Source organism: Streptomyces sp. NBC_00425, assembly GCF_036030735.1.
Taxonomy (GTDB): Bacteria; Actinomycetota; Actinomycetes; order Streptomycetales; family Streptomycetaceae; genus Streptomyces.
In genome coordinates this window covers 7,850,661-7,872,620 of sequence record NZ_CP107928.1, presented here as the reverse complement: position 1 = coordinate 7,872,620, position 21,960 = coordinate 7,850,661, and the positions used below count along the sequence as shown (strand labels likewise).

Sequence of the window (21,960 nt, the reverse complement as noted above, 5' to 3'; positions counted from 1 at the left end):
TCCGCCCGGCCGGCGGGTCCCGGTCAGCTCGCCAGGGCCTCCTCCGGTTCGTCGCTCGCCCTCGGCTCCGTCAGCCGCACCTCGGGAACCTCGCGGTGGGCGGGGTCCGTGACCTCGCCCACCAGCAGTTCCAGCACGTCCTCCAGGGCGACCAGGCCGAGGACCTTGCCGGAGGCGTCGGCGACCTGCGCCAGATGGGTCGCCGCCCGGCGCATCACGGTCAGCGCGTCGTCCAGCGGGAGTTCGGAGCGGAGCGTCGTCATGGGACGCCACAGCTGCTGCGGCACCGCCCGCTCGGAGTCCTCCTGGTCGAGGACGTCCTTCACATGCAGGTAGCCCATGAAGGCGCCGGTCTCCGCGGCCACGGGGAAGCGGGAGTAGCCGGTGCGGGCGGTCAGCTCGACGATCTCGCCCGGGGTGACCGCCGGACCGACCGTGACGAGGGACTCGCGTCGGAGCAGGACGTCGGTGACGGGACGGGAACCGAGCTCGAGGGCGTCCTCCAGGCGCTCTTGCTCCTCCGGGCCGAGCAGACCGGCCTGGCCGGAGTCCTCCAGCAGACGGTTCAGCTGCTCGCTGGTGACCACGGCCTCCACCTCGTCCCTGGGCTCGACGTGGAAGAGCCGCAGGATGCCCCGGGCACAGGCGCCGAGCGCGACCGTGATCGGCCGGCACAGCCGGGCGAAGGCGACCAGGCCAGGGCTGAGCCACAGCGCGGTCTTCTCCGGCGCCGCCATGGCGAGGTTCTTCGGAACCATCTCGCCGATCACGAGATGGAAGAACACCACGGCCGCGAGGGCTATGACATAGCCCAGCGGATGGATCATCCCGTGCGGGAGGTGAACCCACTCGAACAACGGCTCGAGCAGCTCGGCGACGGTCGGCTCTGCGACCGCACCCAGGGTGAGGGAGCAGACGGTGATGCCGAACTGGGCCGCCGCCATCATCTGCGGCAGGCGCTCCAGCCCGTAGAGGACCTGGCGGGCCCGCGTGGTGCCCAGCGGCTCGATCTGGCTGCGGCGGACGGAGACGAGCGCGAACTCGGCGCCGACGAAGAAGCCGTTGGCGAGCACGAGCAGCGCGGCGAAGACGAGTTGCAGGGCGCTCATCGGGCGACCTCCACGACCTGGCCGGTGCGCACCAGCCGGACCCGTTCGGCCCGGTAGTGGCCGACCCGGCGCACCGAGAGCCGCCAGCCGGGCAGCTCCGTCCGGTCGCCGACGGCGGGAATGCGTCCGAGCAGGTCGGCGACGAGTCCGGCGACCGTCTCGTACGGTCCTTCGGGGACCTCGAGGCCTATCCGCTGGAGGGTGTCGACCCGACAGCTGCCGTCCACGTCCCAGGCGGGCCTGCCCTCCTCGGGCGGGGCGGCGGCGAGTTCGGGGGAATCCTGGCCGTCGTGCTCGTCGCGGACCTCGCCGACGATCTCCTCGACGATGTCCTCGAGGGTGACCACGCCGGCCGTGCCGCCGTACTCGTCGACGACGACGGCGATGGGCTGCTCGCTGCGCAGGCGGGCCAGCAGGGGCTGCACCGGCAGCGTCTCCGGGACCAGCAGGGCCGGGCGGGCGATGCGGACGACGGGAGTGCGCAGCCGGTCGTGGACGGGGACCGCCAGGGCGTCCTTCAGATGGGCCATGCCGACGATTTCGTCGATCTTCTCTCGGTATACCGGGAACCGGGACAGACCGGTGGCCCGGGTCAGGTTCACCACGTCCTCCGCGGTGGCCGTGGACTGCAGGGCGCTGACCTTCACGCGCGGGGTCATGACGTGCTGCGCGGTCAGTTCGGCCAGCGAGAGAGTCCGTACGAAGAGGTCGGCCGTGTCCTGTTCGAGGGCGCCGGCCCGGGCCGAGTGGCGGGCCAGAGAGACGAGCTCGCCGGGGGTCCGCGCGGAGGCCAGCTCGTCGGCGGGCTCGACCCCCAGGGCCCGTACCAGGCGGTTGGCGACGGTGTTGAGGGCGGCGATCACCGGCCGGAAGAGGCGGGCGAAGACGTGCTGCGGGCCCGCGACGAAACGCGCGACCTGCAACGGCTTGGACACCGCCCAGTTCTTGGGCACGAGTTCGCCGATCACCATCTGCACGGCGGACGCCAGCAGCATGCCGACGACGACGGCGACCCCGGAGACGGCGCCCTCGGGGACGCCGATCGCCGTGAACGGGCCGCTGAGCAGCTCCGCGAGCGCCGGCTCGGCGAGCATGCCGACCACGAGGGAGGTGATGGTGATACCGAGCTGGGTGCCGGAGAGCTGGAAGGAGAGCTCCTTCAGCGACTCGACGACCGTGCCGGCTCGCCTGTCGCCCTCGGCGGCGGCCCGCTCCGCGTCCGGACGCTCGACCGTGACAAGGCCGAACTCGGCGGCGACGAAGAAGCCGTTGGCGAGGATGAGCAGGAACGCGGCTGCCAGGAGCAGCAAGGGGGTGGTCATGATGCCGCCGCCTCCGAACCAGGTCGGGTGGGGGCGGCGCAGGTACTACAGGACGAACCGTCCATCGCCGGAGGGAGTCACTCCTCGGGTAGAAGGAACCCCCGTGAGCCCGGCAGGGCACAGCAGGGGCGGGGGCGCGAGGGTGCGCCTCCGTCACCAGATTAATCAAGACAGGGGGTTCTGCGGCAGGGCAGCGGGCCCCGAGTCAGCCCTGATCTTGCTCGGGGGGCGTCTCGGGGTCGCGGATCGTGCGGGCCTCGGCGAGCGCCCGAAGCGCCCGCGCGTCGCGGATCGCCTGCTGCTTGTCGATGCCGGGCTGGATGCCGAGAGCGGGCAGGCTGGTGCCGTCGCTGAGGTTCAGGAACACCCACGGATCGCCCGGACGGAGGTTCACCTGGAGGATCTCCGCCCAGGCCAGACGCCTGGAGCTGGCGATGTTCACGACGGTGACGCCGGCGTCGTCGGCGATCACCCGCACCCGGGCGAGCTGGGCCAGCACCCAGAACACGAGGGCGCCGGTGAGGATGAAACTGAGCCGCTCCCCCGGACCGAGCTGCTCCAGGAGCATCGCGACGGCGGAGATGACGACGAGGATCGCCACTCCGGCCGTGAGCAGCACCACACGGGTGCGGCCCGGCCGGAAGACGACGGGGAGCGCAGGCAGGTCGGACATGTTCCCGGGGGAGGTCAGAGGCGGCAGGCGTGGATGGCCGTGGTCAGGATGGCGCGGGCGCCGATGTCGTACAGGTCGTCCATGATCCGCTGCGCCTCCTTGGCGGGGACCATGGCGCGGACGGCGACCCAGCCCTCGTTGTGCAGCGGGGAGACGGTCGGCGACTCCAGGCCCGGGGTCAGCGCGACGGCCTTCTCGAGCTGCTCGACGCGGCAGTCGTAGTCCATCATCACGTACGTGCGGGCCACCAGGACGCCCTGCAGGCGGCGCAGGAACTGCTGCACCTTGGGCTCCTCGGCGTCCGCGCCGGTGCGGCGGATCACGATGGCCTCGGACTTCATGATGGGTTCGCCGAAGACCTCCAGACCCGCGTTGCGCAGCGAGGTGCCGGTCTCGACGACGTCGGCGATGACCTCGGCGACGCCCAGCTCGATCGCGGTCTCGACGGCGCCGTCGAGGTGGACGACGGACGCCTCGACGCCGTGGTCGGCGAGGTGGCCGGCCACGATGCCCTCGTAGGAGGTGGCGACCGTCTTGCCCTTGAGGTCCTCCACGCCGGTCGCCGCGCCGGGCTTCCCGGCGAAGCGGAAGGTGGAGCGGGCGAAGCCGAGCGGCAGGATCTCCTCGGCGTCGGCGCCGGAGTCGATCAGCAGGTCACGGCCGGTGATGCCGATGTCGAGGCGGCCGGAGGAGACGTAGATCGCGATGTCGCGGGGACGCAGGTAGAAGAACTCCACCTCGTTGACCGGGTCGACGATCCGCAGTTCCTTGCTCTCCCGGCGCTGCTGGTAGCCGGCCTCATGCAGCATGTCCCCCGCAGGTCCGGACAGGGAACCCTTGTTGGGGACGGCGATGCGCAGCATGAGGTCGGCTTCCTTCGCGTGGAACGGGAAAAAGGGGGGCGGGCGGGGCGGGGTCGGGAATGCGGTTCTACAGGTGGGCGTAGACGTCGTCCAGCGAGATTCCGCGGGCGACCATCATCACCTGGACGTGGTAGAGCAGCTGCGAGATCTCCTCCGCGGCCGCCTCCTTGCCCTCGTACTCGGCGGCCATCCACACCTCGGCGGCCTCTTCGACGACCTTCTTGCCGATGGCATGGACGCCCTTCCCGACGAGTTCCGCGGTACGGGAAGTGGCGGGGTCGCCGCTGGCGGCCTTCTGCTGGAGCTCGGAGAAGAGCTCCTCGAACGTCTTCTTGGACATGGTGCTGCCCACCCTAGCCGTTCTCCCGGTCCGCCTACCGCCAGGGTTCGGATACTGAACGGAGGGTGGCCGCGGTCGCCACCGCCGCCGTCACCGCCTCGTGTCCCTTGTCCTCGTTGGAGCCCTCGATGCCGGCCCGGTCCAGGGCCTGCTCCTCGGTGTCGCAGGTGAGGACGCCCATGCCGACGGGCACGCCGGTCTCGACGGAGACCTGGGTGAGTCCCTGGACGACCCCTTGGCACACGTACTCGAAGTGCGGTGTGCCGCCGCGGATGACGACGCCGAGGGCGACGATCGCGTCGTAGCCCCGCCCGGCCAGCACCTTGGCCACCACCGGCAGTTCCCAGCTGCCGGGGACCCGCAGCAGGGTCGGCTCGTCGATGCCGAGGTCGTGCAGGGCGCGCAGCGCGCCGTCGACCAGACCGTCCATCACCTTCTCGTGCCACTGGGCCGCGATGACGGCGACTCTCAGGTCACCCACATTGCGTACGGACAGCTCCGGTGCGCCCTTGCCGCTCACGTTCTCGTCTCTCCTCGGTGCCGGTCGTGCTTACTGGTTGCCGCAGGGGGACACGGGGGCCGCGTCCAGCCAGGGCAGGTCGTGTCCCATCCGGTCCCGCTTGGTGCGCAGGTAGCGGATGTTGTGCTCGCCCGCCTGGACGGGCATCGGCTCGCGCTCGACGACCTCGATGCCGTGCCGGACGAGCGCCTCGCTCTTCTCGGGGTTGTTCGTCATCAGACGGACGCTGCGCACGCCGAGGTCCTCGAGGATCTGCGCTCCGGCCCCGTAGTCGCGGGCGTCGGCGGGCAGGCCCAGCTCCAGGTTGGCGTCGAGGGTGTCGTGGCCCTGTTCCTGGAGTGCGTAGGCCCTCAGCTTGGACAGCAGACCGATGCCCCGGCCCTCGTGTCCGCGCAGGTAGACCATCACGCCCCGGCCCTCGCTCTGGATGCGCTCCAGGGACGCGTCGAGCTGGGGGCCGCAGTCGCAGCGCAGGGAGGCGAAGACGTCGCCGGTGAGGCATTCGGAGTGGACGCGGACCAGGACGTCCTCGCCGTCGCCGATGTCACCGTGGACCAGGGCGACGTGCTCGACGCCGTCGACGGTGGAGCGGTAGCCGTAGGCGGTGAACGTGCCATGCACGGTGGGCAGTCGGGTCTCGGCCTCGCGGCGGACCGTCGGCTCGGCGCTGCGCCGGTAGGCGATCAGGTCCTCGATGGAGATGATCGTCAGGCCGTGCTTGCGGGCGAACGGGATCAGTTCGGGCAGGCGCAGCATCCGGCCGTCCTCGCCGGCGATCTCGACGATGGCGCCGGCCGGGCGCAGTCCCGCGAGCCGGGCGAGGTCCACGGCGGCCTCGGTGTGGCCGTTGCGGGTCAGCACGCCGCCGGGCTGGGCGCGCAGCGGGAAGACGTGGCCGGGGCGCACGAAGTCGGCCGGCCCGGCCTCGCCGCTCGCCAGCAGCCGGAGCGTGGCGGCGCGGTCGGCGGCGGAGATGCCGGTGGTGACGCCGTGGGCTGCCGAGGCGTCCACGGAGACCGTGAACGCGGTGGTCATCGACTCGGTGTTGTCGTCGACCATCTGCGGGAGCTTCAGACGCTCCAGCTCGTCGCTCTCCATGGGGGCGCAGATCAGGCCGCGGCACTCGCTCATCATGAAGGCGACGATCTCGGGCGTCACCTTCTCGGCGGCGACGACGAGGTCGCCCTCGTTCTCGCGGTCCTCGTCGTCGACGACCACGATGGGCCGGCCGGCCGCGATGTCGGCGACGGCCTGCGCCACGGGGTCGAGGCTGAGGTCTTCCAGGCCTTCGGTGCTGTACAGGATCGGTGCCGTGCTCATGCCGGCGCTCCTTCCAGAGCGGGTTGCGAGGCCTTGCGGGACCGCAGCCACCAGTCGCGCATGCCCCACAGGACGAGCGCGCCGTAAATGACGTAGACGAAGCCGGAGAAGGCGTAGCCGTTGGCGAAGTTGAGGGGGACGCCGACGACGTCGACGAGGAGCCAGGCGATCCAGAACTCGACCATGCCGCGCGCCTGGGCGTACATGGCGACGATGGTGCCGACGAAGATGTAGGCGTCCGGCCAGGGGTCCCAGGACAGGGACGGGTTGGCCTTGAAGAGGAGCGCGACGGCGACCGTGCCCGCGGCGGCGGCGCCGACCATGGCCGCGCGCTCGGGCCAGGTGGCGAAGCGGGGGGTGATCTGGCCGTCCGCGGACCGCCCCTTGCTGCGGTTCCACTGCCACCAGCCGTACAGGGCGACGACCATGACGACGACCTGTTTGCCGGCGCTGCCGGCGAGGTGGCCGTAGAAGGCGACGAAGAGGACGAGCCCGGAGAGGAACTGCACCGGCCAGGTGAGCAGCGAGCGGCGCCACCCGAGGGCGAGGGTGATCAGGCCGAGGATGTTCCCGATCATGTCCGACCAGATGATGTGCTGGTCGAACGCGACGAACGCTTCGGAGTTCAGCCAGTTCACTTGCCCGCTCCCTGCTGTGCGGTGGTCAGCAGGCGCTCGACGTACTTGGCGACGATGTCGACCTCGAGGTTGACCGGGTCGCCGGGCTGCTTGAGGCCGAGCGTGGTCAGCGCGAGGGTGGTGGGGATGAGGCTGACGGTGAAGTGGTCCCGGCCGGCCTCGACGACCGTGAGGCTGATGCCGTCGACGGTGACGGAGCCCTTCTCCACGACGTACCGGGCGAGTTCGGCGGGGAGGGAGACCTTGACGATCTCCCAGTTCTCGGACGGCCTGCGCTCCAGCACCTCGCCGGTGCCGTCGACGTGCCCCTGCACGATGTGCCCGCCGAGACGCGAGCCGACGGCGGTGGGGCGTTCGAGGTTGACCCGGGAGCCGACGGCGAGTGCGCCGAGGCTGGATCGGTTCAGGGTCTCCGCCATGACGTCGGCGGTGAACTCGTCGCCCTCGTGCTCGACGACAGTGAGACAGACCCCGTTCACGGCGATGGAGTCGCCGTGCTTCGCGCCGTCGGTGACGACGGGGCCGCGCAGCCGGAAGCGGGAGGCGTCGCCGAGATTCTCGACGGCGGTGACCTCACCCAGTTCTTCGACGATTCCGGTGAACACTTCCCGGGTCCTCCTGCCTCATAGGGCACGGACTCCGGGGCCTGTCGATGACGACAGCAGGTACGGGCAGCGACACCGGGACGACGCCGGACAGACTCGTTCAACGACGAGTACATATACGGCGACGCGCACGAATGCCCGCCCGCCGCGCACTGCCTCCCATCCGGACTTTAACCGTCGGTCCAGGAATTTCACCTGGTCAACCGGCCGCTGGAAGCGGACGGGTCGCGGACTGTAACCGCCGGTTCGGACTTTCACCGACCCCGGAGTGCGCTGCTTTTGGTACAGGGTCAGTCTGCCACGGCCGGTAGGCGTCCATACAGGTGAAGGATGTGGGCTGGCTCACAGGACGCCCCTCGCCCGCTCAACACCCCATTGGTCCATACCTATTGACGGATTGGTCTAGTCCTTTCTAGGCTCGAGCCGTGCGGCCCGGCGGCGGTGACGACGGCCCTTGCCCGCCGCCGGGCCCCCTCGCACGGCCGACCGCCCGCTCTGCCAGGGTGCGCCCATGGAGCAGGGTGAACCCAGGACGGCCGCGAGCGCCGACGAGTTCGAGGCGCACCGGTCCCGGCTGTTCGGACTGGCCTACCGGATGCTGGGCTCGGCCCACGAGGCCGAGGACGTGGTGCAGGACGCCTACCTGCGGTTCAGCGGAGCCGACCGCGCGGCCATCGGGCACCCCGCGGCCTGGCTGGCGAAGACCGTCACCCGCCTGTGCCTGAACCGGCTCACCTCGGCGCGCGCCCGGCGCGAGACGTACGTCGGCGAATGGCTGCCGGAACCGGTCCTCACCTCGGACGGCACGCTCGATCCCCTGGAGTCCGCGCAGCAGCGCGAGGCGGTGTCACTGGCGATGCTCATGCTGCTGGAGACGCTCACCCCGCAAGAGCGGGCGGTGTATGTGCTGCGGGAGGCGTTCGCCTACCCGCACCGGGAGACGGCCGAGGTCCTCGACCTGAGCGAGGCCCATTGCCGCCCGTTGCACCGGCGGACGGTGCAACGGGTGACGGCGGCGCGCCCGCGCTTCGAGGCCGCGCCCGCACGCCGGGCGGAGCTGGTCGCCTCGTTCGTGAGGGCGGCGCGGGACGGCGACCTGGGGGCGCTGGAGAAGGTGCTCGCCGCCGACGTCGAGTGGTGGAGCGACGGCGGAGGACGGGTGCGGACCGCCCTGCGGCCGATCCTGGGCCGCGAGAAGGTGCTGCGCTTCCTGGACGCCGGGTTCCGGACGTTCGCGGCCGGCTTCTCGTTGACGGTCGTCGAGCTCAACGCCGCACCGGGCGCACTGGTCCACGACGACGGCGCGCTGATCGCCACGCTCGGCTTCGAGGGCCGCGGGGACGAGATCACAGCCGTACAGGTCATGATGAACCCGGACATAAACTTTGTGGGCCGTCAGCTCGGCCGGATGTAGCACGGGGCGCCGCTCTTCCGCCGGCGCTGTCACATTCCGCGGGGGCTGAGCGGTCTGTGCTGCCGGAGGACGTTCCGGCAGGGAGCGTCCGCTGTCCGGAGGGACTGAACAGCATGAGCACGATCCTGGTGACCGGCGGGACCGGAACCCTCGGCCGGCTCGTCGTGGAGCGGCTGCGAGCGGGCGGGCACGAGGTGCGGGTGCTCAGCCGGCACGCCGAACCGTACGCCGTCGACCTGCGCGAGGGCGGACCCGGCCTGGACACGGCCGTGGCGGGCGTCGACACGGTCGTGCACTGCGCGAGCTCGCCGCGCGGCGGCGACGAGCGGGCGGCCGCGCACCTGATCGCCGCGGCGCGCCGGGCCGGGGTGGCACACCTGGTGTACATCTCGATCGTCGGCGTGGACCGAGTGCCGTACCGCTACTACCGGGCGAAGCTCGCCGTGGAGGAGCTCGTGGCGGAGTCCGGGCTCGGCTGGACGGTGCTGCGCGCGACGCAGTTCCACGATCTCCTGGTCCAGGCGTTCCAGGCACTCGCCAAGGTCCCGGTGCTGCTGCTGCCCGCGCGGGTGAGCGACCAGCCGGTGGAGGTGGCGGAGGTCGCCGACCGGCTCGCCGAACTGGCCGCCGGTGCGCCGGCCGGGCGGGTCGACGACGTGGGCGGCCCCGAGGTGCGCACGGCCGAGTCGCTGGCCCGCGCGTTCCTGAAGGCGAGCGGCAGGCGGTGCGCGGTGGTGAACGTACCGCTGTGGGGCGCGGCCTACCGGGGCTTCCGCTCCGGGGGCCATCTGGCCCCGGAGCGGGCGGTGGGCAAGGTCAGCTTCGAGGACTATCTGGCCACCCGCGTCCGGCGCTAGTCGCGCCGCGTCCGGAGTCGCGCCGCGTCCGGAAAGGTCTGCCGGGTGACCTTTCCGGTCACGGCACCAGGACCCGGGGCGCTTCGGGGCTGCCGGTCGCCGCCGTTGCGAACAGGTCCTCCTGGGCGGATTCGCGGGCCGTGAGCAGCGCCCCGCGCAGCACCGCGCCGCCGCCCAGGACGCCGGGCCGCACCTCGGTGGGCAGCGGGGCCATGTGCCGCAGCCGCCGGGCCACCCGGTCGGCCAGCACTGCCCCGCCGGCCTGGCCGACCTCACCGCCGAGCACCACACAGCCCGGGTCGAGGACGGCGACGACGGAGGCCGCGCCGAGGGCCAGCCGGTCGGCGAGGGCGTCGAGGAAACGCGCGGCGGCGACACGCCGCGCCGACGTCTCGCCCGCCTCCACGCACGCCTCGGCCGCCCCGCCCGCCGTCGTCCGGGCCGCCGTCTTCCGGGCCCCCGCCTCGCCCGCCTCCGCGGACGCCCCGCCCGCTCCGCCCGCTGCCGTCCGGGCCCCCGCCAAGCCCGCCCCGGCCGCCGTCGTCCGGACCGACGCCTCGGTCGCCATGAACGCCCCAGCCGCCGTCGTCCGGGCCCCCGCCTCACCCGCGGCGGTCCCCGCCGCCTCCTGCGTCAAGGACTCCGGTTCTCCGGCGTGCTCCCCTTCCGTGCCGCGCACCGCGGCAACCGCCTCCCGCACCAGGGCCGCGGCCACCGGTTCCTCGGTGTGCGGTCCCGGTGTCAGGCCGAACGTCTGCGCCAGGCCGGCGATCGCCGCCGAGCCGGCCAGGGAGTGGAAGCCGCCCTCGCAGTCGGTCGCCGAGGGCAGCCCGCTCGTGCCGGGGACCGGCAGGAAACCGATCTCGCCTGCGCCGCCGGAGGCGCCCCGACGCAGGGCTCCGTCCAGGACGACGGCCGCGCCGGTGCCGTGGCCCAGCCACAGCAGGACGAACGTGTCGCGGTCGTGGGCCGCGCCCTCGCGCTGCTCGGCCAGGGCGGCCAGGTTGGTCTCGTTCTCGATGTGCGCGTGGGCCTGCGGGAACCGGTGCTGGAGGGCGGCGACCAGACGGCGGTGCCACTCGGGCAGGCCGCTGGAGTCGCGCAGTTCACCGCTCGCGGGGTCGATCAGTCCGGGCGCGCCGATGCCCAGGGTGTGCAGCCGGTCGGCGCCCGCCTCCTTCACCACGCGCTCGACCAGCGCGACCGCGCGTTCCACGGCCGTTCCGGTGCCCGTGTCGCCGCCGATCGGCACCGAGGCCTCCGCGAGCACCCGGCCCACCAGGTCGGAGACCAGCACGGCGACCCCCTCCGTCCGCACGTCCAGCGCGGCCAGCTGCGCGCGGTCGGCGACGATGCCGTAGAGCTTGGCGTTGGGCCCGCGGCGCTGCTCGCCGGCCTCTCCGACCACCCGGATCAGCCCGGCGGCGGTGAGGCGTTCGACGAGGTCGGCCACGGTGGGACGGGACAGGCCGGTCAGTTGTTTCAGCTGCCCCGCCGTCAACGGGCCTTCGCGCTGCAGCAGCCGCAGGGCGAGCCGGTCGTTGATGGCCCGGGCGGTGCTCGGGGTTGCGGGCATGGCGGGAATCCTCCCACGGCCGAGGAGGACCCGGTCGGCGGACCGGCCGGAGGTCCTCTATTTATCAGGCAGGGTTCCTGATAGTTTACTTCGGCGGTGCGCGGGCGCCGTCGACGGAGCCGGGAGGGCGGGAGAATGAGCGGAGTGGGCGAAGTGGTCTGCACACCGGTGAAGGTGCGGCGCGCCCGGTACGCCGTGGCGGCCGTGTTCACCGTGCACGGCGCCGTCACCGGGTCCTTCGCCACCCGGGTGCCCTGGATCCAGGACCACGCCGACGTCTCCGCCGGCCGGCTCGGATTCGCCCTGGCCTTCACCGCGTTCGGCGCGGCCTGCGCGATGCCGCTGGCCGGCTCGGTCACCCACCGCTTCGGCAGCCGTGCGGCCCTGCGCGGACTGCTCGCGCTGTGGACGCTGTCGCTCGTCCTGCCCGCCCTCGCCCCGAACCTGCCGACGCTGTGCCTGGCGATGTTCACCTACGGCGCGGCCGCGGGCATGGCGGACGTCGCGATGAACGCCCTCGGGGTCGAGGTGGAGCGGCTGCTCGGAAAGTCGATCATGTCCGGGCTGCACGGCATGTGGAGCGCTGGTGCGCTGATCGGCTCGGCCGGCGGTACCCTCGCCGCCCACCTCGGCGTGGACGCCCGCGTGCACCACGCGCTGGCCGCGGCCGCCCTCACCGTGCTCGGGCTGCTGGTCTGTCAGTGGGTGCTGGACATCCGGCCGGCCGCGGACGAGGAGCCGCCCCCGCGGTTCGCGCTGCCGCCCCGCCCGGCGCTGCTGATCGGCGCGGTCGGCTTCTGCGCGGTGTTCGCGGAGGGCGCGAGCCTTGACTGGTCGGCGGTGTACCTGCGCGACCGGCTCGAGTCGTCGGCCGGGGTCGCGGCGGCCTGCACGACCGGCTTCATGCTCACGATGGCGGTGGCGCGGATCGCGGGAGACGCGGTGGTCGACCGGTTCGGCGCGGTGCGCACCGTGCGGGCGGGCGGCGTGCTGGCCGCGCTCGGCGGGCTGCTGATCGTCGTCGCGGGGCATCCGGCGGTGGCCATCGGCGGGTTCGCGCTGATGGGGCTCGGCATCGCGGTCGTCGTGCCGCTGTGTTTCGCCGCGGCCGGCCACAGCGGGCCCAACCCCAGTCAGGCCATCGCGGGCGTCGCGACGATCACCTACACCTCCGGGCTGATCGCCCCGAGCCTGATCGGCGGAGTCGCCCAGGCGACCAGCCTGATGGTGTCGTTCGTCGTGGTGACCGTGCTGGCGTGCGGGCTCGTGGCCTTCGCGGGCGTGCTGCGCGGCGGGCAGCGGACGGGCGCGAAGGTCAGTCCGCGGGCCGCAGCAGTGCCCGACCCCCGGCCCTGAGGGTCTCGCTCCAGGGAGCGGGACGCATGGTCGCCGCGTCCAGCCGGACGAGGACCCGGGCGCCCCGCGCGTACGTGAGCGTCCCGTCCGTCGAACAGAAGCGGAAGCCGTAGGTCAGGCCGGTGGTGCCGAGCCGCTCCAGCCACAGGTGCACGGCGTACGCGCCGGGCCTCGTGACCGGCGCCTCGTAGCTGATGCGGAGTTCCTTGACGGCGTTGCAGGCGTCGCCGGCCGCCTCCCAGTCTCCTTCGAAGCGCACCCCGTACTCCTGCCACAGCTGGGTCCAGGCGCGCTCGACCATCAGCGGGTAGCGGGCGTTGTGCAGCAGTCCGAGCGCGTCCAGGTCGTCGAAGTGGACGGTGACCGGGACGAGGCGGCCGTACGACACGGCGGGGGCGAGCGGGGCTTCGGCGGTCACGGCGGGGCTCCTGTGCAGGTGAGGGGGACGATCCCCATCGTATGCGCTCCCTAAGCGGGCGCTCACCCTTCCCCCTGGTGATCGCCCCGGCAGCCCCTCGGCCGCGCGTCCACGGGAGATCTGGCTCAACGCCCGTGTCGATCTGCGCTCGGCACGATCGTCGTCGTCGGCTCCCACGCGCTGCGCGCGTTCGCGGCCGCCCACCTCAGGACCGGGCCGCCGCTGCCGGACGAGGGCGCCAGCAGCTACGACGACGCCAGCTCATAGGCGTACTCGGGGCTGAACTCGCCCGCCGCCCCCTTGCAGCCGTCCGACTCCCCCGGCAGCTTCACCCACAGATAGGCGTCGATCCGGGCCTGGCCGGTGTCCAGGGTGGGCGCCCTGCCGATCCTGCGGCCGGCCGGGTCGCACCACTCGTCGTCGGCCGGCGCGCCGTTGCCGTTGCGGCTCGTGTCGATGACTGCGCCCAGACCCGCCGGACCGCCCAGTGCGTCCAGCACCCGGCGCGCGTAGGCGGCCTCGTCGGCGGTGCCGCGGAAGTTGGAGACGTTGCTGAAGATCCCGTCGGAGGACGCGGCGGAGGCGGCGCCGGCCTGCTTCAGCAGCGCGGCCTGCTCGGCCGGCGGGTTCCAGTGGGAGTGGCCGGCGTCGTAGTAGACACGGGCCGCCGGGTTCGCCGCCTTCAGCACGCGCCCCGCGCGGGCCAGGGCGGCGAAGCGGCCGGCGCGCGCGCCCGCGTCGAGACAGTCGGCCTGGGCGATCGAGTCCGGCTCCAGGACGACGACCACCTCACCGGAGCCGAGCCCGGCGGCGAACCGGTCGATCCAGCCGTCGTAGGAGTCGAGGTCGGGCGCGCCGCCCTCGGAGGCGCCGCCGCAGTCCCGGTCCGGGATCGCGTACGCCACGAGGACGGGGACCCGGCCCTCGGCGGCGGCGCCCGAGGTGACCGCGCGGACCCGTGCGGCGAGCGTGCCGGGCGCGTAGTCGGCGAACCACACCGCGGCCGGCCGGTTCGCGATGCGGGACTCGATCACGGAGGTGCGCGGGTCGGCCGGATGGGCGCGGACCCAGTCGAGGACCTGGGACTCGGAGTGCCGGTACAGGCTCGTGGACGCGGCCGGCGTCCGCGGCTCGCGCGCCGCGCGGCGGACGGCCGAGGGGGTCGGCGTCGCGGTGGGCGACACGGTGGTGGGAGCCGCGGAGGCGGACGGGAGAGGCGGAGGGGAGGGGGACAGCAGCGTCGCGCCGGTCTGCGGCCGGACGCCGTCGGTGTCGCGGCCATGACCGCGCTCGTCGCCGTCGCCGAGCGCGGTCACCATCCCGGCCGCGGCGCCGAGGGCGACCACGACCGAGGCGACCAGGACCATGGCGCTGCGCCGCCCGGCCCGTCGCTCACGTACCCCTGACACCGTGCTGTTCCCCTCCCGCGCGACGGTCCCGTTCCCCCGTTCCGGGGAAGCGTCGGGCTCGTCGGCACGCGGGCCAGCCTAGAACTGCCACCCTGCCCCCATGCCGCAATCGGAACAGTTCACCCCTCCCGTCGACGCGGGGGTCCGCCCGGCCGACCCGCGCCTCGACGGCGTGCTCGCCCGGATGCGGGCCCTCGACGCGGCCCTGCCTGCGCGCGACGGGGTCGCGGTCTTCAACCGTGTCTACCTCGCCGTGACCGAGGAGGTCGGCCGGCGCGTCGACCGGGGCCGCTTCCCCGACCCGTACGCCGCGATCACGCTGGACGTACGGTTCGCCGAGCGTTACCTGGACGCGGTGGATCCGGTGCCCGGCGACCGGCGTCCGCCCGCCTGCTGGCGCCCGCTGCTGCAGTTCCGCCGTCACCCCGGCGTACGTCCGCTGCAGTTCGCGCTCGCCGGCATCAACGCGCACATCGGGCACGACCTCGCGCTCGCCGTGGTGGACGCCTGTCGTAGCCTCGGCTGCGAACCGGCCGAGCTGGAGGACGAGTTCGATCGCGTGGGCGATCTCCTCGTCTCGCTGGAGGAGCGGCTCCGCGAAGAGCTGATGCCGGGCCCCGATCTGCTGCAGATCGCCGATCCGCTCACCCATCTGCTCGGGGCCTGGAGCCTGGAACGCGCCCGGGACGCCACCTGGACGGCGGCCCGGGCGCTGTGGGCGCTGCGCCGACTCCCCGACGTGGCGGTGGAGTTCACCGACCGTCTCGACACGGCCGTCGGCTTCGCGGGACGGATGATGCTCACCCCGCTGTGAGGCGCGCCGGCAGGTGACTCAGTCCTCCGGGAGCTCCACGGGCGCGATCTCGTCGTACACGTCGCCCGGGCCCGGGTTGGTGGCGTCGGTCGCGCCGCCGAAGTGGCGCATGACGCCCCAGACGGCGTTGAGCGCGGTCTGCACGGCGCCCTCGGCCCAGCCGGCCGTCCAGGAGATGTCGTCTCCCGCGAGGAAGACGCCCCGCTTGTCCTCGGGCAGCCGGTCCTGCATGAAGTGGGTGAACAGCCGCCGCTGGTAACGGTAGTGACCGGGGAGGTTGGCCTTGAACGCGCCCATGAAGTAGGGCTCGTTCTCCCAGGACACCGTCACGGGGTTGCCGATGACGTGCTTCCTGATGTCGACGTTCGGGTAGATCTCGCCGAGCGACTTCAGCATGACCTCCATCCGCTCGTTCGCGGACAGCGGCAGCCACTTCAGGCTGTCGTCGCACCAGGTGTACGAGAGGCAGATGACGGCGGGCTTGTCGGGGCCGTCGTCGAGCAGGTACGTCCCGCGCGTCATGCGGTCGGTGAGCGTCATCGACATGACGTCCCGGCCGGTGGTCTCGTCCTTGTCGAGCCAGAACGGCCGGTCGACGGGCACGAACAGCTTGCTGGACTCCATGTAGTGGGTGCGCTCGATCGCGGTCCAGTGGTCGATCGGGAAGAGCGAGTCGTCGCAGGCGATCTTCGACAGCAGCATCCAGGACTGGGCGGTGAAGACCGCCGCCCGGTAGGTGCGGATGTCGCCGTTCGCGTCGGTCACGGTGATGCGGTCACCCGCGGTGCGGTGCAGCCGGGTCACGGCGGGTCGCGGCTCGCCGCCCTCGTGCAGGGAGCTGAGCGAGGTGCCGTACGGCCAGTGGACGATCTTCTCCGGTTCGCGCTCCCACAGGCGCAGCGGCAGCTGCTGGGAGCCGCCGACGATGCCTCGGTGGTGGTCGTCGGCCTCGGTGTAGACGACGCGCAGGATCTCCAGGATGGAGTTGGGGAAGTCGGTGTCCCAGCCTCCGGTGCCGAAGCCGACCTGACCGAAGATCTCCCGGTGGCGGAAGGATTTGAAGGCCTCGGAGTCGCAGAGGAAGCCGTAGAAGGTCTGGTTGTCGAGCTTCTCGACGAGCCCGGCCCAGATCTCGCGGATGCGCGGCACGTCCCGCTCGCGCATGGCCCGGTTCATGTCGGAGAAGTCGGCGCCCTCTTCGAGGCAGGTGTTCCAGGCGGCGGCGACGTCACGGTAGACCTGCGGCAGGTCGTCGATGTTCTCGGCGTAGTGGGACTCGCCCTTGAGGTCGACGACCGTCGAAGGGGTGGCCTCCGCGAGGGGGTTGGGGAACGGCTGGGTCTGCAGCCCCACCAGGTCGATGTAGTGCTGGAGCGCTGTCGATGACGGCGGGAAGCGCATCGCTCCCATCTCGGCGGTGAGCGAGGGGTCGCAGCCCTCGAAGCCGACGGTGCGCAGTCGTCCGCCGATGCGGTCGGCCTCGTAGACGACCGGCTTGAGCCCCATCTTCATCAGCTCGTACGCGGCCACGATGCCGGACAGCCCGCCGCCGATGACCGCGACCTCGGCGCCGTGCTCGGTCGCCGGGATCTGACCGAGGCCCGCCGGATGGGCGAGGAAGTCGTCGTAGGCGTACGGGAAGTCCGGACCGAACATGGTGATCGGCGGCTGCTGCTCGTCTGCGTGCTCGACGGCGTTGGGCACGGTGGACGTCATGGGGTGCGGACTCCTTGCGGCAAAGATGAGCTGAGGATGTGCGGCGTTCGGCGTTGCGGAGGTCAGGCCAGGGACCCGTAGAGACCGGGGCGGCGGTCCCGCAGGTAGGGGTTGGCCTCACGGGAGGCGGCGAGGGCGACCGGGTCGGCGTCGGCGAAGACCAGCTCCTCGGCGCGGCCCGCGCGCGCCCGGGCGACGCCGTCGGGTCCGGCCAGGGTGGAGAGTCCGACGAACTCGAACTCCCCTTCCCGGCCGACCCGGTTGACATAGGCGACGTACATCTGGTTCTCGAAGGCGCGCACCGGGATCATCGACTCGGCGACGAACTGGAAGGGATGCATCTGCGCGGTCGGCACCACGAGCAGGTCGGTGCCGGCGAGCGCGTGCGCCCGCACGTTCTCCGGGAACTCGACGTCGTAGCAGATCAGGAGGCCGACGGTGAGGCCGTTCAGCTCGGCCTGGACGACGGGCCGCCCGCCCTCGGCGAAGTGCTCGCGCTCGAAGCAGCCGAAGAGGTGGGTCTTGCGGTAGTTCGCGAGGCGGCCGCCGTCGGCGGAGATCAGCTGGACCGCGTTGTACACGGTCGCGCCGGAGCGCTCCGGGTAGCCGTAGGCGATCGCGATCCCGTGCCGCGCGGCGGTCTCGGCGACGGCGTCCGCGGAGTCGCCGTCGGCGGGCTCGGCGAGGCGGGCGACGTCGTCGCCGATGGCGTACCCGGTGAGGAACATCTCCGGCGTGACGAGCAGCCCGGCGCCCGTGGCGGCGGCCCGGTCCGCGGCCTCGTCGAGGACCTTGAGGTTCTCGACGACGGAGCCGGGGCGGCCGGAGCTCTGGAGCAGGGCGGTGCGCATGCGTGATCCTCACCGGACGAAAGGGTGGTTGTGGGGGCCACCTAGACGGTACGGGCGGCCGCGCGGGCCGGACAAGGAGGAGCCGTTGCGCGACGGTGAGCGGTTCGTTGCGTGCGTGACGGGTGGGACGGCGATTCGTTGCGCGCCGTCCCCGCCCTCTGCGCTCACCGGGCCCGCCGATCAAGCACTCACTGCTCTCTCCCCCGGCCTCGCGTCACCCCCTCTCTCCCCCGGCCTCGCGTCACCCCCCTCGCCCGCGTGCTCCGACGGCCCCGCGACAGTGCACTCGCCGTCTTCCCCGCCGGCCCACCGCCAGGGCCGTGACCAGGTACGGCAGCGCGCACAGGGCGAACACGACGCCGTGCGGGAACCGCGCGCCCAGGACGCCGTACGCGCCGTACACCGCGACGGTCACCAGCTCGGTGCCCAGGCCGGCGATCGAGGTGAGGGTGGCCCGTGCGCCGCCCTCGATGCGCTGCTGGAGCCGGACGTCGGCCAGGACGGTCGCCGCCTGGAAGCCGCCGAAGGCGAGGCCGACGAGGGCGATGCCGGCCTGCGCCCCCGTCAGCGCGCCGGCCGCCAGGGCGAGCGCGGCGCCCGCGAGGACCGCCGCCAGCCCGGTGCGGCCGAGGCGCTCCGCCGCACCGGCCAGCAGACTGCCCGCCGTCACCCCGGCCCAGATCGTCATGAGCAGGTACGGGACGGCAGCGTCCGCCGCCCCGGTCTCCCTGACCAGGAGCGGGGTGTACTCGTCGAGCGCGCCCCACACCGCCGTGACGGCGGGGACGAGCAGCAGGGCGCCGAGAAGGGGACGGTCCCGGCGCAGTCCGGTGAGCAGGGAGAGTGCGGTGCGCGGCGTCCGGGCCCGGTCCTCGTCGCGCTCGCCCCCGTCGGCGTCCGTGCCCCGGTCCCCGCCCGCATCGCCGCCGGCGGGCTCGTCGCCGCCGTCGCTCCCGGCGGACGCCGGGGTGCGGTGCTCCGGGAAGCAGGTCGCCGTCGCGGCGCAGAGCAGGCACGCCAGCACGCTGGCCGCGCCGACGGCCGGGTATCCGCCGGCCGCGAAGACCGGGCCGGCCAGTCCCATCGCCGCCATCACGGCCACCTGGCCGAGAGCGTGCGCGCGCCCCATGACCCCGGCGTACCGGTCGGCGGCGCCGGCCCGGTCCAGCTCCTCGTAGACCAGTGCCTCCAGCGCGCCGGAGCCCAGCGCGCCACGGGCGCCCCACAGGACGAAGCCGGCCGCGAAGGCCCAGTACGACGGGAACAGCACCCACAGCGCGAAGCCGGCCGCGCCCAGCAGGGGGCCCGTCCACAGCAGCAGCCGTCGGGAGACGGCGTCCGCCCAGGCGCCGGAGGGCACCTCGAGCAGGACGCCGGTCAGCGACCACAGCACGAAGAGGGAGGAGATCTCCCCGACGGACAGCCCGGCGTCCGCGAACAGCAGCGCGTACACCGGGTACAGGAGCACGAACTCGTCGAGGAACGCGTACGCGTAGAGCGTGGCGGTCAGTCGACGGACGTCGGAGCCGGTCGTGGATCAATGTCGCCAGGTCATGTCATCGATGGTAGGCGCTTCACGTCCCCTCGCCCACCGGTTTACCCGGGACCGCCGTGGGGGTGATCGCGAACGTGGTGACCACCGCGGCGTGGTCGGAGGGCCAGTCGTTGTCCTCGACGTCCGGCCACGGCCGGATGCCGCCGGTCACCAGGGTCCGCGAGTCGAGCACCCGCAGGCCCCGGTGGAGCACGAAGTCGATCCGGTCCTGCGGTTCCGGCCGGCCGCTGCCGTCCTCGTGCTCCGCGTGCACCGGGGACCATGTGTGACCGGGCTCCCGCACGGGGTCGGGGTGCGCCTCGCGGTAGGAGTCGGCGAAGCCCGCCTCCTCGGCGGCCCTCGTCACCGGCCATCCGGCGTCCGGCCGGTCCAGGTGGGAGGGGCAGTTGAAGTCGCCGACGAGGACGACGGGCAGGTCGGGGCCTTCTCCGATCCGGCGCAGGGCGTCCTCCAGCCGTGCGAGCCGGCCCTCCTCGTGGGCCGTCAGGGCGTCTGCGGCGAGCCCGTCGAAGGCGGCCTCGTAGGGCCCGTAGGGCGCGCAGTCCAGATGGACCGTCCACACGTCCACCTCCCCGCCGCGGACGCGGATCCGGGCGCCCGCCGCTCCGTAGAAGCCCACGTCCGGGTCGCCGAGGCCGGCCGTGATCGGGTGGCGGCTGATGATCCCCAGGTTCTCCCCGGCCCGGTGGTGGTGCCAGCCGAGGGCCTCGGCGAGCTCCTCGGCGGCGCTGCCGTACGTCTCCTGGAGCCCGACCACGTCCACACCGGCCTCGGTGAGGATCTTGAGCTGCTTGGCCCGGTGGTCGCGGACCTTGGTTCCCCCGTGCCAGAGGTTCCACGTCATGACGCGGAGCCGGTCCGGCAGCAGGGAGCGCAGCCGCTCAGGGGTGACGCCTTCGAGGCCGGCCACGACGGTCCGGCCGGGGGCCGGCGCGATCGGCGCGAGCGAGGGCACCGCCAGGACCGCGCAGCCGGCCGCCTCGGCGGAGGCCACCCCGGTCTCGGTGTCCTCGACGGCCACGCAGGCCGTGGGGTCGACGCCCAGGGCACGGCAGGCCGCGAGGTAGGGGTCGGGGGCGGGCTTGGTGTGCTCGGTGTCGTCGGCGGTGACGGTGACGGCGAACCTGCTCGCGCCGAGCGCGTCGAGCACGAGGTCGGCGACCGCCCGGGGCGACGCGGTCACCAGCGCCGTCGGCACGCGCTCCCGGGCCAGGGCGTCGAGCAGGGCGAGCGCGCCGGGGCGCGGCACTATGCCGGCGCGGACGCGGTCCGCGAACTCTCGGTGCAGCGCCTCGGCGAGGCCCGCCGCGGGCCGTCCGGTGCCGGCGGCCAGCCAGTGGGCGGTGTGCTCGACGGGGCGGCCGAGCACCTCCGGCCGGTCCGTCTCGGTCAGCGGCCGTCCGGCGACCCGTTCCACCGCCTCCCACCAGAGCCGCTCGGTGTCGACGAGCGTGCCGTCCATGTCGAACAGGGCGGCCTGGAGCGGGAGTCGGGTCACGGTTTCCTCTTTCGGCACGGGATCAGGAAGCACGTTCGGCCACGAGCACCGGGCGGTCCGGCAGCGACACGGTCACCGCGGTCCCCGCCGCGAGCCCGGCTGCCTCGTGGGCGGGCAGGTCGGCCTTCACCTCGGTGGCGTCGGCGAGCCGGACGGTGAGCCGAACGGCCGCGCCCAGGAAGGAGGTGGCGACCACGCGGGCGCTCCCGGCGTCCTCGGCCCGCACCCGCACCGCCTCCGGCCGCACCAGGACGTCCACCTCGGTGACGGCCGGCACCCGGCCGTCGACGGGCAGCCGACGCCCGAGCACCTCGACGGTGTCGCCGTCCAGGTGTCCCGGTATCCGGCTCGTCGTGCCCACGAACTCGGCGACGAAGGCCGTGGCCGGCCTGCCGTACAACTCGGCCGGGGCGGCGCACTGCTCGAGCCGTCCGGCGTGCATCACGGCGACCCGGTCCGCCATGGACAGGGCCTCCTCCTGGTCGTGGGTGACGAACAGGGTGGTGATGCCGAGCTCCTGCTGGAGCCGCCGGATCTCCTCGCGGAGGGTCAGCCGCACCTTGGCGTCGAGCGCGGAGAGCGGCTCGTCGAGGAGCAGGACCCGCGGTCGCAGGGCGAGCGCCCGGGCCAGCGCGATGCGCTGCTGCTGACCGCCCGAGAGCTGGTGCGGGAACCGCGCACCCTTGTCGGCGAGTCCCACCAGCTCCAGCAACTCCGCGGCTCGCGCCCGCCGTTCGGCGCTGCGCACCTTGCGCATCCGCAGCCCGAAGGCCACGTTGTCGAGCGCGTCGAGGTGCGGGAAGAGGCTGTAGGACTGGAAGACCATCCCGGCGTCCCGGCGGTGGGCCGGAACCCGGGTGACGTCCTCGCCGTCGACGAGCACCGCACCGGAGTCGGGGTGTTCGAATCCGGCGAGCACCCGCAGCGCGGTGGTCTTGCCGCAGCCGGAGGGGCCGAGCAGGGCGAGGAGTTCACCCGGCGGGACGGTGAGGTCGAGGCCGTCGAGGGCGACGGTCGGGCCGAACTCCCTTCGCAGTCCCCGGAACTCGACGGTCGCCGCCTGCTTCGCGGCCTTCGTCGCTGTCGTATCGAGCACGGTCATGGGT

General features: G+C 73.0%; 21 protein-coding genes and 1 riboswitch. Of the genes, 4 read left to right on the top strand and 17 right to left on the bottom strand.

The window, feature by feature from the left end; genetic code table 11:
* Positions 1 to 23: 23 nt before the first annotated feature.
* From OHS82_RS34685 to OHS82_RS34645, 9 genes are all read right to left on the bottom strand, one after another.
* Entirely contained in the window at positions 24 to 1,109 is a 1,086-nt protein-coding gene (locus OHS82_RS34685) for a hemolysin family protein (protein ID WP_057583704.1), read from the bottom strand.
* Positions 1,106 to 2,431 carry a hemolysin family protein gene (locus OHS82_RS34680; RefSeq protein ID WP_057583702.1) on the bottom strand — a complete coding sequence of 442 codons (1,326 nt, stop codon included), beginning with the start codon at positions 2,429 to 2,431 and terminating at the stop codon, positions 1,106 to 1,108. The genes OHS82_RS34685 and OHS82_RS34680 overlap by 4 nt, the downstream gene beginning before the upstream one ends.
* 205 nt (positions 2,432 to 2,636) lie before the next feature.
* On the bottom strand, positions 2,637 to 3,104 hold the full coding sequence (locus OHS82_RS34675) for a PH domain-containing protein (RefSeq protein ID WP_057583700.1): 468 nt from the start codon (positions 3,102 to 3,104) through the stop codon (positions 2,637 to 2,639).
* Between the two features lie 14 nt (positions 3,105 to 3,118).
* Positions 3,119 to 3,967: an ATP phosphoribosyltransferase gene (hisG, locus tag OHS82_RS34670; protein WP_057583698.1), complete on the bottom strand. Its 849-nt coding sequence runs from the start codon at positions 3,965 to 3,967 to the stop codon at positions 3,119 to 3,121.
* A gap of 67 nt (positions 3,968 to 4,034) precedes the next feature.
* A complete protein-coding gene (locus OHS82_RS34665) occupies positions 4,035 to 4,307 on the bottom strand; it encodes a phosphoribosyl-ATP diphosphatase (RefSeq protein WP_057583788.1) in 273 nt (90 codons plus the stop codon).
* Between the two features lie 34 nt (positions 4,308 to 4,341).
* Positions 4,342 to 4,827 carry a 6,7-dimethyl-8-ribityllumazine synthase gene (gene ribH, locus OHS82_RS34660; protein WP_057583696.1) on the bottom strand — a complete coding sequence of 162 codons (486 nt, stop codon included), beginning with the start codon at positions 4,825 to 4,827 and terminating at the stop codon, positions 4,342 to 4,344.
* A 30-nt stretch (positions 4,828 to 4,857) separates the two neighbouring features.
* Positions 4,858 to 6,147 carry a bifunctional 3,4-dihydroxy-2-butanone-4-phosphate synthase/GTP cyclohydrolase II gene (locus OHS82_RS34655; protein WP_057583694.1) on the bottom strand — a complete coding sequence of 430 codons (1,290 nt, stop codon included), beginning with the start codon at positions 6,145 to 6,147 and terminating at the stop codon, positions 4,858 to 4,860.
* Positions 6,144 to 6,785 (bottom strand): nicotinamide riboside transporter PnuC, encoded by a 642-nt coding sequence (pnuC, locus tag OHS82_RS34650; protein WP_057583692.1) that lies wholly within the window; start codon positions 6,783 to 6,785, stop codon positions 6,144 to 6,146. The genes OHS82_RS34655 and pnuC overlap by 4 nt, the downstream gene beginning before the upstream one ends.
* Positions 6,782 to 7,390 carry a riboflavin synthase gene (locus OHS82_RS34645; protein WP_057583690.1) on the bottom strand — a complete coding sequence of 203 codons (609 nt, stop codon included), beginning with the start codon at positions 7,388 to 7,390 and terminating at the stop codon, positions 6,782 to 6,784. Before OHS82_RS34645 ends, pnuC begins: the two co-directional genes overlap by 4 nt.
* 145 nt (positions 7,391 to 7,535) lie before the next feature.
* A riboswitch (FMN riboswitch) is annotated at positions 7,536 to 7,666 on the bottom strand.
* 235 nt (positions 7,667 to 7,901) lie between these two features.
* On the opposite strand from OHS82_RS34645, the gene OHS82_RS34640 reads away from it, so the two are divergent.
* On the top strand, positions 7,902 to 8,804 hold the full coding sequence (locus OHS82_RS34640; protein WP_328435184.1) for an RNA polymerase sigma-70 factor: 903 nt from the start codon (positions 7,902 to 7,904) through the stop codon (positions 8,802 to 8,804).
* Between the two features lie 113 nt (positions 8,805 to 8,917).
* Complete coding sequence (locus OHS82_RS34635) at positions 8,918 to 9,661, top strand: SDR family oxidoreductase (protein WP_057583686.1); 744 nt, start codon at positions 8,918 to 8,920, stop codon at positions 9,659 to 9,661.
* Positions 9,662 to 9,719: 58 nt separating this feature from the next.
* On the opposite strand, the gene OHS82_RS34630 is transcribed toward OHS82_RS34635, so the two are convergent.
* Positions 9,720 to 11,237, bottom strand: coding sequence for an ROK family transcriptional regulator (locus OHS82_RS34630; protein WP_057583684.1), 1,518 nt, complete (start codon positions 11,235 to 11,237; stop codon positions 9,720 to 9,722).
* Between the two features lie 135 nt (positions 11,238 to 11,372).
* On the opposite strand from OHS82_RS34630, the gene OHS82_RS34625 reads away from it, so the two are divergent.
* Positions 11,373 to 12,593 (top strand): MFS transporter, encoded by a 1,221-nt coding sequence (locus OHS82_RS34625; protein WP_057583682.1) that lies wholly within the window; start codon positions 11,373 to 11,375, stop codon positions 12,591 to 12,593.
* Here the strand turns inward: OHS82_RS34625 and OHS82_RS34620 are convergent.
* Both OHS82_RS34620 and OHS82_RS34615 read right to left on the bottom strand, forming a co-directional pair.
* A complete protein-coding gene (locus OHS82_RS34620; RefSeq protein WP_328435183.1) occupies positions 12,553 to 13,011 on the bottom strand; it encodes an acyl-CoA thioesterase in 459 nt (152 codons plus the stop codon). The two genes, OHS82_RS34625 and OHS82_RS34620, sit on opposite strands and share 41 nt — an antisense overlap.
* 245 nt (positions 13,012 to 13,256) lie before the next feature.
* On the bottom strand, positions 13,257 to 14,378 hold the full coding sequence (locus OHS82_RS34615; protein WP_328436138.1) for a glycoside hydrolase family 6 protein: 1,122 nt from the start codon (positions 14,376 to 14,378) through the stop codon (positions 13,257 to 13,259).
* A gap of 142 nt (positions 14,379 to 14,520) precedes the next feature.
* Here OHS82_RS34615 and OHS82_RS34610 point away from each other — a divergent pair, with 142 nt between their 5' ends.
* Positions 14,521 to 15,234, top strand: a complete 714-nt coding sequence (locus OHS82_RS34610; protein ID WP_057583676.1) for a DUF5995 family protein — start codon at positions 14,521 to 14,523, stop codon at positions 15,232 to 15,234.
* A gap of 18 nt (positions 15,235 to 15,252) precedes the next feature.
* Here the strand turns inward: OHS82_RS34610 and OHS82_RS34605 are convergent, their stop codons facing one another.
* The 5 genes from OHS82_RS34605 to OHS82_RS34585 all read right to left on the bottom strand — a co-directional run bounded on the left by OHS82_RS34605 (position 15,253) and on the right by OHS82_RS34585 (position 21,956).
* Positions 15,253 to 16,950 carry a flavin monoamine oxidase family protein gene (locus OHS82_RS34605; RefSeq protein WP_328435182.1) on the bottom strand — a complete coding sequence of 566 codons (1,698 nt, stop codon included), beginning with the start codon at positions 16,948 to 16,950 and terminating at the stop codon, positions 15,253 to 15,255.
* A 62-nt stretch (positions 16,951 to 17,012) separates the two neighbouring features.
* Complete coding sequence (locus tag OHS82_RS34600; protein ID WP_057583672.1) at positions 17,013 to 17,801, bottom strand: carbon-nitrogen hydrolase family protein; 789 nt, start codon at positions 17,799 to 17,801, stop codon at positions 17,013 to 17,015.
* A 241-nt stretch (positions 17,802 to 18,042) separates the two neighbouring features.
* Positions 18,043 to 19,269 (bottom strand): MFS transporter, encoded by a 1,227-nt coding sequence (locus OHS82_RS34595; RefSeq protein WP_242433422.1) that lies wholly within the window; start codon positions 19,267 to 19,269, stop codon positions 18,043 to 18,045.
* Positions 19,270 to 19,375: 106 nt separating this feature from the next.
* Positions 19,376 to 20,854: an HAD-IA family hydrolase gene (locus OHS82_RS34590; protein ID WP_057583667.1), complete on the bottom strand. Its 1,479-nt coding sequence runs from the start codon at positions 20,852 to 20,854 to the stop codon at positions 19,376 to 19,378.
* 22 nt (positions 20,855 to 20,876) lie between these two features.
* Positions 20,877 to 21,956 carry an ABC transporter ATP-binding protein gene (locus OHS82_RS34585; protein WP_057583666.1) on the bottom strand — a complete coding sequence of 360 codons (1,080 nt, stop codon included), beginning with the start codon at positions 21,954 to 21,956 and terminating at the stop codon, positions 20,877 to 20,879.
* Between the last annotated feature and the right edge of the window lie 4 nt (positions 21,957 to 21,960).

Coding starts and splice junctions, on each gene's coding strand:
- OHS82_RS34685 (WP_057583704.1), bottom strand. CDS start 1,109: ATGAGCGCCCTGCAACTCGTCTTCGCCGCGCTGCTCGTGCTCGCCAAC.
- OHS82_RS34680 (WP_057583702.1), bottom strand. CDS start 2,431: ATGACCACCCCCTTGCTGCTCCTGGCAGCCGCGTTCCTGCTCATCCTC.
- OHS82_RS34675 (WP_057583700.1), bottom strand. CDS start 3,104: ATGTCCGACCTGCCTGCGCTCCCCGTCGTCTTCCGGCCGGGCCGCACC.
- hisG (WP_057583698.1), bottom strand. CDS start 3,967: ATGCTGCGCATCGCCGTCCCCAACAAGGGTTCCCTGTCCGGACCTGCG.
- OHS82_RS34665 (WP_057583788.1), bottom strand. CDS start 4,307: ATGTCCAAGAAGACGTTCGAGGAGCTCTTCTCCGAGCTCCAGCAGAAG.
- OHS82_RS34655 (WP_057583694.1), bottom strand. CDS start 6,147: ATGAGCACGGCACCGATCCTGTACAGCACCGAAGGCCTGGAAGACCTC.
- OHS82_RS34640 (WP_328435184.1), top strand. CDS start 7,902: ATGGAGCAGGGTGAACCCAGGACGGCCGCGAGCGCCGACGAGTTCGAG.
- OHS82_RS34635 (WP_057583686.1), top strand. CDS start 8,918: ATGAGCACGATCCTGGTGACCGGCGGGACCGGAACCCTCGGCCGGCTC.
- OHS82_RS34630 (WP_057583684.1), bottom strand. CDS start 11,237: ATGCCCGCAACCCCGAGCACCGCCCGGGCCATCAACGACCGGCTCGCC.
- OHS82_RS34625 (WP_057583682.1), top strand. CDS start 11,373: ATGAGCGGAGTGGGCGAAGTGGTCTGCACACCGGTGAAGGTGCGGCGC.
- OHS82_RS34615 (WP_328436138.1), bottom strand. CDS start 14,378: ATGGTCCTGGTCGCCTCGGTCGTGGTCGCCCTCGGCGCCGCGGCCGGG.
- OHS82_RS34610 (WP_057583676.1), top strand. CDS start 14,521: ATGCCGCAATCGGAACAGTTCACCCCTCCCGTCGACGCGGGGGTCCGC.
- OHS82_RS34605 (WP_328435182.1), bottom strand. CDS start 16,950: ATGACGTCCACCGTGCCCAACGCCGTCGAGCACGCAGACGAGCAGCAG.
- OHS82_RS34600 (WP_057583672.1), bottom strand. CDS start 17,801: ATGCGCACCGCCCTGCTCCAGAGCTCCGGCCGCCCCGGCTCCGTCGTC.
- OHS82_RS34585 (WP_057583666.1), bottom strand. CDS start 21,956: ATGACCGTGCTCGATACGACAGCGACGAAGGCCGCGAAGCAGGCGGCG.